The organism is Actinoplanes sandaracinus (assembly GCF_030009775.1).
In the GTDB taxonomy this organism is placed as follows: Bacteria; Actinomycetota; Actinomycetes; order Mycobacteriales; family Micromonosporaceae; genus Actinoplanes; species Actinoplanes sandaracinus.
Map to the genome: position 1 here is coordinate 29,765 of NZ_JASCTH010000049.1, position 10,755 is coordinate 40,519.

The 10,755-nt window shown below is 71.3% G+C and carries 8 protein-coding genes; 7 read left to right on the forward strand and 1 reads right to left on the reverse strand.

What is annotated here, in order from left to right; all coding sequences use genetic code 11:
• The first annotated feature begins 8 nt into the window (after window positions 1–8).
• The 3 genes from QLQ12_RS44245 to QLQ12_RS44255 all read left to right on the forward strand — a co-directional run bounded on the left by QLQ12_RS44245 (window position 9) and on the right by QLQ12_RS44255 (window position 1,283).
• Window positions 9–311, forward strand: coding sequence for a hypothetical protein (locus QLQ12_RS44245; RefSeq protein ID WP_282767079.1), 303 nt, complete (start codon window positions 9–11; stop codon window positions 309–311).
• Window positions 308–919: a hypothetical protein gene (locus tag QLQ12_RS44250; protein ID WP_282767080.1), complete on the forward strand. Its 612-nt coding sequence runs from the start codon at window positions 308–310 to the stop codon at window positions 917–919. Before QLQ12_RS44245 ends, QLQ12_RS44250 begins: the two co-directional genes overlap by 4 nt.
• Window positions 920–986: 67 nt before the next feature.
• Window positions 987–1,283, forward strand: coding sequence for a WXG100 family type VII secretion target (locus QLQ12_RS44255; protein WP_282767081.1), 297 nt, complete (start codon window positions 987–989; stop codon window positions 1,281–1,283).
• A gap of 54 nt (window positions 1,284–1,337) precedes the next feature.
• On the opposite strand, the gene QLQ12_RS44260 is transcribed toward QLQ12_RS44255, so the two are convergent.
• On the reverse strand, window positions 1,338–5,639 hold the full coding sequence (locus QLQ12_RS44260; RefSeq protein WP_282767082.1) for an FtsK/SpoIIIE domain-containing protein: 4,302 nt from the start codon (window positions 5,637–5,639) through the stop codon (window positions 1,338–1,340).
• Window positions 5,640–5,829: 190 nt separating this feature from the next.
• Here QLQ12_RS44260 and QLQ12_RS44265 point away from each other — a divergent pair, with 190 nt between their 5' ends.
• From QLQ12_RS44265 to QLQ12_RS44280, 4 genes are all read left to right on the forward strand, one after another.
• A complete protein-coding gene (locus QLQ12_RS44265) occupies window positions 5,830–7,236 on the forward strand; it encodes a hypothetical protein (RefSeq protein WP_282767083.1) in 1,407 nt (468 codons plus the stop codon).
• Between the two features lie 538 nt (window positions 7,237–7,774).
• Window positions 7,775–8,800: a ScbA/BarX family gamma-butyrolactone biosynthesis protein gene (locus QLQ12_RS44270; RefSeq protein ID WP_282767084.1), complete on the forward strand. Its 1,026-nt coding sequence runs from the start codon at window positions 7,775–7,777 to the stop codon at window positions 8,798–8,800.
• Window positions 8,793–9,551: an HAD family hydrolase gene (locus QLQ12_RS44275; RefSeq protein WP_282767085.1), complete on the forward strand. Its 759-nt coding sequence runs from the start codon at window positions 8,793–8,795 to the stop codon at window positions 9,549–9,551. Before QLQ12_RS44270 ends, QLQ12_RS44275 begins: the two co-directional genes overlap by 8 nt.
• 22 nt (window positions 9,552–9,573) lie before the next feature.
• The gene (locus tag QLQ12_RS44280; protein ID WP_282767086.1) at window positions 9,574–10,734 is read left to right on the forward strand and encodes a cytochrome P450; all 1,161 of its coding nucleotides are present in this window, start codon (window positions 9,574–9,576) and stop codon (window positions 10,732–10,734) included.
• Window positions 10,735–10,755 lie beyond the last annotated feature (21 nt).

A 10,755-nucleotide genomic window follows, 5' to 3' on the forward strand; every position in this document is an offset into this window, starting at 1 on the left:
GTCGACGGATGGCTTCGTCCGATCAGTTGAAGGTGGACCTGAGCGGCCTGGAAGAGCTGGCCACCACGCTCGAACGCATCCGGGAGGGCATGAACACCACGGACCGCTGGATGTTGCAGTTCGCCGGTGAGCTCGGCGGCGACGACGTCGATGACGCCCTCGACGACTTCGAGTCGCACTGGAGCGACGGGCGGTCCCGGGTGGACAAGAACTGTGAACGTCTGGCCAAGAGCGCCAAGCAGGCGGTGGAGCACTTCCGCAAGGTCGACGAGGAACTGACGAAAGAACTCCGGGAACAGGTGAAGAATTGACAGAACCCACCGGCTTCGCGATCACCGTTCCGGACTCGTGGTTCGAGATCGACGTGCATCCGGACACCCGCAACAGCGCGATCAGCGCGCTGGTGAGCGACCGGGTCCGGGTGGTGCCCGAGCTGGCGCCGCATCGGGCGGCGCTGACCCGGGCGCTGCGCGGCGTCGCCCGGACCGCCTACGCCAACGGCGCCGCTTACTGCGGGGCGATGGTGCAGGGCTTCGACGAGGCGCTGCTGACGGCGAGCGTCACGGTGACGATCCTGCGGGCCCCGAACGAGGAGTCGGATGCCGCATCGGTCACCGCCCAGTTGCGGTCACTGCCGCGGATCGGCGCGGACGGTCCGTGGCGTGAGGTGGTGCAGGCCGATCTGCCCGGAATCGGCAGTGTGCCGCGGACTCGGGGCGTCACGGACGTCGTGCTGCCCGAAGGGGAGGGTTGGATCCGGTCTGTCACGATGCAGACCTTCGTGCCCTTTCCCGGTGAGCGGGACGGCCGGATCGCCGTGATCACCGGGAGCTCGCCCATCCTGCCGCTGACCGAGGATCTGCTGGATCTCTTCGACGCGATCAGCGGCACATTCCGATTCATCTCGCCGGACTCCTGACCGCCCCTCGGTCGCCGGCCCCATCACCGGGAGCGAAGGCTCCCGCCGCACGAAGGGAAATGCCGTCATGGCGAACGTCAACGTCACTTACGGGGACATGCAGAATGCCGCGAACCGGCTCACGCGTGGAAAGGACGAGGTCCTCGACAAGCTGAACGAGCTGCGCCGGATGGTGAACGAGCTGGTCAACGGCGGCTACGTCACGGACTCGTCGAGCAAGCAGTTCGAGCAGTCGTACGACGAGTTCAACCAGGGCGCCACCAAGATGGCCGAGGGCCTCGAGGGCATGGGCAAGTACCTCACCGCCGCGGCCGACGCGTTCAAGCAGGCCGACGAGGAACTGGCCAAGGCGCTCAAGAGCTGAGCGGTCACCAGGTGACACGGGGCCGGCCGGGATCACCCGGCCGGCCCCGTCGCGTCAACGCGGCACCTGCACCACGATCGGCTCGCCGTCACCCAGGTAGAGCAGGGCCCGTCCCGGCTGGACCGGCTGGCCCACCGCGGTCCGGGGCAGGCGCACCCCGACCAGATCGCCGTCGGTGCGGTTCTGTGGCGACAACAGAGCCCCGCGGCGGGACTTGCGGGCGTCCACCAGCCAGCCGGTGAACCCGGCGCTCAGGTCCTCCGGGTCACCGGCGTAGACGATCGCCAGTTCCCGCCGGTCACCGCCGCGCAGAATGTTCCGCAGTTCCCCCGACGCGGCGACGTCCCGCAGCGCCTCCGCGTCGTCCACCGCGATCAGCGTCCGGCCGGTCACCTTGTCCAGCGCCGCGGTGAACTCGGCGGCGTCGACGTCTGGGCCGGTGAACGCCGCGATCACTCCCGGCTGAGCGGCGAGATCTCGCAACGGTGAGGTCCGCGGTGCCATCAGGATCACCTGCTGTCCGGCGTCCAGGGCGCACCGGGTCAACGCGACCAGCGCCGTGCTGCGGCCGGACTTCGGCGGGCCGCCCACCGCGAAGGCCGGGACTCCTTCGGCAAGGTCCGGGCCGAACGCGGCCAACTGGTCCCCGCCCACGCCGAACAGCAGCCAGCCGGCGCCCGCGTCTGCCGGGCGCAGGGCCGCGACCTCGGCGTACGAAATCTGGGCCGGCAACTCGCCGAGCCGGAACGGCCGCGCCGCGGCAGGCACCGAGGCGTCGCGTTCCCGGGCCCAGCGCCCGATCTGCGCCAGGGCGGCGGCCTGGCCGGGACCGCTCGCCTCGCCCGGCAGCAGCGCGATCTGGACCTCGACGCCGGAACCGGCCCGCAACGCGCGGCCCGGCGCCATCTGCGGTGGCACACCGCGCACCGGGATCCCGGCCAGCGACATGTCACCGGGATCAGGCATGCGCAGCACGATCTTCTCCTCGGAGAGCGTGGCGATCCGCCCGGTCAGCACCGAGCGGTCTCCGGAGACGATCAGGTGTACGCCACAGCTGGCCCCCTCCCGCAGGAACCGCAGAAGCACGTCGGTCAGAGCACCGGCGTCGAGTTCGCCGAGCGAGGCGAGGAAGCCCTCCCAGCTGTCCAGCAGCAGCACGATGTGTGCCAGTGGCCCGTCCGGTGTGGTGGCCGCGCGCTGCTCGGTCAGGTCGGCGAACCCGCCGGCGGCGAGGATCGCCTGCCGGCGGCGGATCTCGTCGTCCAGCCGGCGGATCAGCCGTACCGCACGTTCGACCTGGACCCGGGTCACCACCGCGCCGCAGTGCGGCAGTTCGGCCGTCGCGAGCAGGGCGCCGTTGCCGCAGTCCAGGCCGTACAGATGCAGGTCGGCCGTGGAGTAGGTGCGGGCCAGCGAGCCGGCGATCGTGCGCAGGACCTGCGAGCGGCCGGTACGCGGCGCGCCCGCCACCACCAGGTGACCGAACGTCTCCAGCTCCACGACCGCGGTGTGGCGAGCCTGCTGAGCCGGCAGGTCGTCGATGCCGTACGGCGCGCCGGCGTCCGCCCGCAGCTCGTCCACGGTGATGCTGGACGGCAGCGCCGGCAGCCACGGACTGTGCTGGGGCGGGATACCGCCGGCCTCGGCGGCGGCGCTGATCGCCTTCACCAGGACCTGCAGGTCGGTGACGTCCTCCTGGTCGTCCCGGCGGTTCACTCGCTCGTCCTCGGCAGGCTGGCCCAGATCGGTCCAGCCGAGCGGGCGTACCGAGGGATCGGGCAGGTCGGCCAGCCGCGGACCGGACCGGCGGCCGCCGACCCGGGCCGCCTGGAAAGGCACCAGGGAGGCGTGGCCGAGCCGGACGTACGCCCGGCCGGGTGTGCTCTTGGCGATCCGCGCCGCGTCCGGGGCGTTGATCACGTCCTGGCTCTCCGAGGCGTCGGTGACCCGCAGGGCGATCCGCAGATTGGTGTTGGCCCGGATCTCCGGGGAGACCACACCACCGGGGCGCTGGGTGGCCAGCAGCAGGTGGATGCCGAGGGACCGGCCCCGCTGGGCGATGTTGACCAGACCGGTGACGAAGTCCGGCAAGTCACGGACCATCGATGCGAACTCGTCGATGACGATCAGCAGCCGGGGCAGCGGCGCACGGCCGGGGTCACGGTCGGCCGACCGGACATAGTCCTCGATGTCCTTCGCCCCGGCGGCGGCCAGCAGGTGCTCACGGCGCCGCAACTCGGCGCCGAGCGACTCCAGCGCCCGGCGGACCAGGTGTTCATCCAGGTCGGTGACCATGCCGACGGTGTGGGGGAGCCGTACGCAGTCGCCGAAGGCACTGCCGCCCTTGTAGTCGACGAGCACGAACGTCATGGCGTCCGGCCTGTTCGCCACCGCCAGCGAGGCCACCACGGTCTGCAACAGCTCCGACTTGCCCGAGCCGGTAGTGCCGGCGATCAAGCCGTGCGGGCCGTCACGCCGCAGATCGATCTCGAAGGGGCCGTCGTAGGACTCGCCGACCACCGCGGCCGTGCTGCGGCCGCCCATCCGCCACCGGGCCAGGATGGTGTCCGCGCCGGGCGGCTCCAGGGCCAGCACGTCGAGCAGGCGGCTGGATGAGGGCAGCACGGCGTCCTCGTCGTCGTCGCTCACGTCCCGCAACGGGGCCAGCGCCCGCGCCACCCGGGCACACCAGGCCGAGTCCAGGTAGTCGGGGCGTACGCCGGTCACCCCGTCGCTGTCGGCCTGCGTCACGTGCAGCCCGGCGCCGGTGACCTCGACCACTGCCTGGCACTCGGCCGGCAGCAGCCGCCGGTCGTTGTCCAGGCACAGCGCGTAGATGCCGACCGCCGGACCGGCGCGCAGCAACTGCACCACCCCGGGCAGCGAGCGCAGGCGGCGGGAACCGTCGAGCACCACCAGGATGTCCGGCTCGCCGGCGGGGACATCACGGGCGTCGGTACGCACACTCGCCCGCTGAACACACATCTCCAGCAGTTCGGCGACCCGCCGGCTGACCGAGTCCGCGTCGGTGCCGATCAGCACGGCCGGGCCGGACTCGCCCGGCGGCCGGGCGTGCGGCAGCCACCGCGTCCAGTCCCAGCACTCCCGGCCATTCGGCTCGGTCAGCACCACGATCTGCAAGTCGTCGGGACTGTGCAGGACCGCCGCCTGCACCACCGCCCACCGGCCCAGGGCACGCGCGGTGCCGTCGCCACCGGCGATGCCGACCACGCCCCGCTCGCGCAGCGGAACCGTCGCCGGCACGTCGCCCGAACTCCACCGGCTGGACCGGCGGTGCTCCTCCTGCTCCATGTCCTCCACCGTCACCTCGGACGGCTGCACCGCGGTGCCCACCCGCAGCCGCAGGTAGTCGCTGTCGCGGCGGCGCCGTTCCCACAGCCGGTGCCGCGGGCCGACCGCGATGCCCTGGACCGTCGCCGGGTCCGGGTAGAGGTGCCGGCGTTCGTTGCGCTCCAACCGGACCGCCTCACGGATGTCCGCCTCGATGCCGGCCCGCCGGGTACGGAACTCGCTCATCTGCTCGGCGAACGAACGACGGCCCTGCCGCCGGTTGACGATGTGGTTGCCGAGCATCGACAACGGGCTGAGCAGCGCCAGGAACAGCATGGTGGTGTTGCCGGTGAGCAGCATCAGCGCGACCGCGGCGACCAGGGGCAGCAGCGCCATCAGCCACGGCAGCCGGGAGCGAGCGCCCTCGACCGGCGGGGCGGGCAGCCGGAAACGGGTCTGCCGCGGGACCGGAAGGATCCTCGGTGGACGGTTGTAGTCGATCGTGACGCTGTCGGTGGACATCTGCAACGCCGCGTCCGCCAGTTCGTACTGCGCCAGTTCGAGCACCGTCGCGCCGATCGTGACATGCTCGCCGACCGACCACTCGGTCCGGCTCTCGACCGGTTCGCCCTCGATCTCCAGGGCCGCCCCAGCGGCCGGCTCGATCCAGCAGCGGCCGCTCAGGTCGACCGTCAGGCGGGCCGCCACCGGCGCCAGCCCCTGATCCGGAACGGTCACCCAGCAGGCGTCGCCCGAACCGAGATCGCCCACGCCCGCGCCGAGGGCGTGCGCCGTGCCGGCCGCGGGGCCGCCGGTGACGCGCACCTCCATGAGCCCCGCCGGGCCGGGAAGCGGGTCGCCGCCGGGCGCGTCCAGGCCGACGACGGCACCCTCGCGCAGCGCCGACTCGGCGAGGGTGAGCGTCGGATCCAGCGGGCGGCCGTGCACGTACAGGGTGGCCGAGCCATCCGGGCCGCCGGTGCGATGTGCGGCGTCGCGCAGCAGCGACTGCAACACCCGGCCGAGATCACCCACCCGGTTGCCCGCGTCGGCCGTCACGGCCACGTCGGCTCGTTCGCTGGTACGTGGATCGACAACAGTCAGTAAAAACCGCACTGAATCTCCGTTTTCGTCGCAAGGTCCACTCGGCATTCCATCGCCATCGGTCAAGGGGCGGGACGGCGGACTGGCTTATGGACACATGGGATGACACGCGTAGTATTTTCGCGTTCGTCCAATCATCTCAGGGGATTCCATGCCGAACCGAGCGCTACCGTCACTGTCGACCTTGGCCGTCACCGCCTTGCTGGGACTGTCGGGAGTGGTTGCCGCCGGTGGCCTCGCCACGCCGTCACCACATCCGGTCGCGTTCGCCGCCGAGGAGAAGGTGAAGTACTACGTGGTCCAGACCGCGTACAAGGGCGAGCCCGAGTTCCTCTACGAGATCGCCGAGCGGTTCCTGGGCAACGGCGAGCGGCACCCGGAGATCTTCGAACTGAACAAGGGCCGTCCCCAGCCGGACGGCCGCGCGCTGACCAAGCCGGAGGAAGTCGAGCCGGGCTGGATCCTCCAGCTGCCGGAGGACGCCAAAGGCCCGGAGATCGTCGTCGGCCCGCTGCCCGAGGTGAGCGCCCCCGCCAAGGCGACGTCGAGCCCGGCGGGGGCGGCCACCACGGCGCCGGCGGCGCAGGCCGCCGCCCCGAAACCGGGAACGAACCTCGGACTGGTGCTCGGGCTCGCCGGCGGCGGTGTGGTGCTGGCCGGGACGATCGCCGGTGGCCTGGTGCTGCTCCGGCGGCGTCGCGCGGCCGGCTCGACGGCGGCCGAGCCGGGTGACGGCGCCTCCAGGTCGCCGTTGCCGCGGGCCGCGGCAGCGGCGGGGCTGTCGAGGTCGAAGCGGTCGCAGCCGCCGGTGTTCCTCGACCGGGTGGACAGCGCCGCCAACTGGACCGTGGACCGGGCTCTCCGGGTCGTCGCGACCGCCTGCCACGAGGCGGGACGGCCGATGCCGCTGCTCTACGCCGTGATGGTCGATGTGGACCGGATGGTGCTGCGGCTTGCGGTGTCAGACGACCGGCCACCGGCACCGTGGTCGGTGGCGGAGAACGGCCGGGCCTGGGAATCGTCGTTGCGGGATCTGCAGGCCGCGCCGGTGGACCTGGCCGTACCGTTGCCGGCTCTGCATCTGGTGACCCTCGGAACCGCCGACCGGACCCGGGTGCTGCTCGACCTGGGCCAGTGCCACGGTCTGATCTCGCTCACCGGTGACAAGGCCGCGACGCGGGCCCTCGCGCTGATGTGGGCCGCCGAGCTGGCCACGAACTCCTGGTCGGCGCAGAGCGACGTGCTCGCCGTCGGGATGGGCGGCGCGCCGGCCACCGGTGGCGACAGGATCCGGTTCCTCGACGGCGCGCGCGCCGCGCTCGACCACATATCCGGGTCCGGTGTGCCGAGCGCGCTCTTCCTGGCCGCCCCGCCGTCCGGCCGGGACGCGGCGGTGCTCAAGGCCACCATCGCCAGCCCGGAGTGCGGCCTCGCGGCCGTCGTCATCGGGTCGGTGCCGGACGCCCGATGGACGTTCACCCTGCACCCGGACGGGCGGTTGGACACCGGTGCGGTCGGCATCGTGGTGCACGCGCCGCTGGTGACAGCCCTGACCTGAGCCTCTTCGTGAAGGCCGTCCGCTACTGCGGTGAGAACGACCGGCTGTACGACACAGCACAAGGCGCGCCGCCTGCCGGTGATCGACGCCATCAGTGAGTAAGGAATCGACGACGTGACGGCCCGCAGACATCGGGCCGTCACGTTACTTCGTGGGCCGAAACCTCGATCTGGCTGACGGCCCGGGGTGATGTCGGTGTGCTGGATGAGGTCCGGGCCACCGCACGGCGGCCCGACCGGTTGCGCACCGTCCATTGTGTTGCCGATATGAACGGCGCATCAATTCTATGTGTCGGGCGCATTTCGTTCTTCGCCATTTGTCAACGCGCTCGAATGGGCCGCACCCTACCGGTCTCCGAGGTTGGGGATATGCCTGCTTGGGGGATCTTGGAGTGTGGTAACTGTCACTGCCAATAAGCCGCGTTCGTCCGTTTTGCGCGCTCGTGGAGAGCTCACCGGTAGGTACTATGATTCTCATACCTCCGCTGGGAAACACATTCAGTCGTGGGGCGGGGGACCAGTGATACGGGGGAGGAATTATGTCTACGGCAACGCCGACGCTGAACGCAAAGCGTCCCGAGCTGAGCTTCAACGCGACGATTCCGCGGAATCTTGTGCACCGGGCTTCGGTGTGCGAGGTGTTTCTCACTGATGCGGTCCAGGTGGACGCCGACCATTTCCTGTGTGGCGGCCAGCTGCCGCGGGTGCACAGCTTCTTCAGTGACCAGGCGGGCGCCCCGCCGCGGTACGACTCGCTGCTGCTGATGGAGGTGGCTCGGCAGGCATCCATCTTGGTCGCGCACCGCTTCCTCGGGGTGCCGCTCGACCACAAGTTCACCTTCATCTCCGGCGGCATCTCGGTGGTCGACCCGCAGGCGCTGGTCTTCGGCGCTCTGCCGGGCGAGCTGACCGTGGACCTTCGGATCGTCGGCGAGCGGCTGCGCGACGGCGAGCGGGTCGGTGTCGAGGTGATCCTCGACATGGCCGTCGCCGGGGCGCCGGCGGCGACCGCGCGGACCGCGTTCATGTGGATGACCCCGCAGCAGTGGGACGCCTTCCGGGCGCGCGGGCGGGCCAAGCGCGGCATCATCGGCGGCGACCCGCTGCCGCTGGGCCCGGGGGCGGACCCGGCCGCGGTCGGCCGCGCGGCGGCGCAGAACGTGGTGATCGGCCCAATCGTCGCCGGTGACCAGGACTTCCTAGCCCCGGTGCGGGTGGATCTCAGCCACCCCTGCCTGTTCGACCACCCGCTCGACCACGTGCCCGGCATGCTGGTCTTCGAGGCGTTCCGGCAGGCGGCCATGGCCTCGGCCGGCGCGCACCACGGACTGGCCCCGGCCAACCTGGTGATGTCGGACTGCACCGCGGACTTCGTCACATTCGGTGAGTTCGAGCACCCGATCATGTGCCACGCCGAGGTCGGCGACGTCGTCGACTCAGCGGCCGCCGAGGCGTACCCGGTGGTGCCGGTTCGGCTCGAGATGCGCCAGCAGGACCAGACCATCGCCCGGGCCACCATCGAGCTGTCGGTGCACTGCCACCGGGTGCGGCGTATCGGTGGCTGAGCTGCTGTCGCCGCGGCGACCCGGTGCGCCCGACGCCTCCTGCCGCGACCGGCCCCGCGCGGTGTGGACCGACTTCGGCGGCGTGCTCACGCCGCCGCTGGCGGTCCTGTTCGACGGGTTCGAACGCCGGACCGGGTTGAGCCGGCCGGTGCTGGAGGCGGCCATCCACCGGGTCGCCACGGAGCTCGGTATGGCGCCGCTGGCCCCCATCGAGCTGGCGACGCTCACCGAGCGCGAGTGGGGCGCCCGCCTCGCGACGGCGCTGCGCGGCCACGACGCCGATGTGCGCTTGGACCGGGTCGAGCTGACCGACTTCGGGCGGTACTGGTTTCGGGAGGTGAGCGCGAACGCCGATCTCCTGGCGTTCCTCGGCCGGCTGAAGCAACGCGGTTACCTTGTCGGGCTGCTGACCAACAATGTGGTCGAGTGGGAACCGTACTGGACCGCGATGTTGCCGATGGAATTGTTCGACGCGGTCGTCGACTCGTGTCGGGTCGGTGTCCGGAAACCGGACCCTGAGATATACGAGCTGGCGGCCGCTCGGCTGGGACTGACCGGCGCGGAGTGCCTTCTCCTGGATGACCTGACCGAGAACTGCGTGGCGGCCGAGGAAGGCGGCTGGCGGGCGGTGCGATTCCGGGACAACGAGCAGGCGATGGCAGAGGTCTGCGCCATTCTCGACGTGCCGGTGCCGCCGGTCGCCCGGCCCGACCGACCAATCACCCGGGAGGCGTCAGAAAATGTCTACTGAGCTGCGATTCTCGATACAAGGAATGCCCAACCTCGACCCCGCCCCGCACTACACGCCGATCGGGGAGGTCGCGGGACTGGCGATGGTGCGGCTGCCGAGCGGGCACGAGGCGGTGCACCTGACCAGCTACGCCGACGTGCAGCGGGTGCTCGGCGACAACACCTTCGGCCGGGCCGCGCTCAATGTCGAGCACGGGCCGAGCTTCCTGCCCACGATTTCGCCGCCGGAGTTGCTGCTCAACCTTGATGAGCCCGACCACGCACGGATGCGTGCCGTGGTCACGGCCGACTTCAGCAGCGCCGGCGTGGCCAGGCTGCGTCCGGTGGTGGAGCGGGTCACGGCGACCCTTGTCGACGACTTGGTACGGCAGGGCGGCCCGGGCGACCTGTACGCCACGGTGCTCGACCGGGTGCCGTCGCGGGTGGACTGCGAGCTGCTCGGCATCCCGGAGGCCGACGTCGAGTACTTCCGCTCGCGGTCGCTGACCGTGCAGATCTCTGACCCCGGGGACGTGCCCGGGCTGCTGAAGAGCTTCGAGGAGCTGTACGGCTATCTCATGGAGCTGGTCCGGGGGGAGCGGCCGGCGCGCGCCGACGGCCTGATCCGCCGGTACGTCGCCGAGCGGGACCGGCACGACCCCCCGCTGACCGACGAGGAGATCGTCGGGCTGCTGCTCGGGATCCTCATCGGCGGTGACCAGAACATCGTCACGGTGCTGACCAAGGCGGTTTACGCGTTGCTGGCCGCCGACGGGGCCTGGGCCCGGCTGGCCGCCACGCCGGAGCAGACGCCGCGGGTACTGGAGGAGCTGCTGCGGCTGCTGCCGCTCGGCGCGATCTCCAGCTTCCCCCGGCTGGCCACCCGGGACGTGGCCGTTTCCGGCGGCACGATCCGTGCCGGGCAGGTGGTCTACGCCGATTCCTGGGCCGCCAACCGCGACCCGGCCGTGTTCACCGATCCGCTGCTGGTGGACGCTGCCCGGCCGGCCCGCCGGCACCTGCAGTTCAGTTACGGCATGCACCACTGCATGGGCGCCGCGCTGGCCCGGCTCGAGCTGGACGTCATCCTGCGGGCGCTGCTCGAGCGCCTGCCGACGCTGCGGCTCGCGGTCACGGCGGCCGAGGTGCCCTGGGTGGAGGGGACCGTGGTCCGGCGACCCCGGGCGCTGCCGGTCATCTGGTGACCGCTCCGGCGTGACGCCGCT

What these genes read in the sequence shown, in the direction of transcription:
- QLQ12_RS44245 (WP_282767079.1), top strand. Translation starts at nt 9, where the DNA reads ATGGCTTCGTCCGATCAGTTGAAGGTGGACCTGAGCGGCCTGGAAGAG.
- QLQ12_RS44255 (WP_282767081.1), top strand. Translation starts at nt 987, where the DNA reads ATGGCGAACGTCAACGTCACTTACGGGGACATGCAGAATGCCGCGAAC.
- QLQ12_RS44265 (WP_282767083.1), top strand. Translation starts at nt 5,830, where the DNA reads ATGCCGAACCGAGCGCTACCGTCACTGTCGACCTTGGCCGTCACCGCC.
- QLQ12_RS44270 (WP_282767084.1), top strand. Translation starts at nt 7,775, where the DNA reads ATGTCTACGGCAACGCCGACGCTGAACGCAAAGCGTCCCGAGCTGAGC.
- QLQ12_RS44280 (WP_282767086.1), top strand. Translation starts at nt 9,574, where the DNA reads ATGCCCAACCTCGACCCCGCCCCGCACTACACGCCGATCGGGGAGGTC.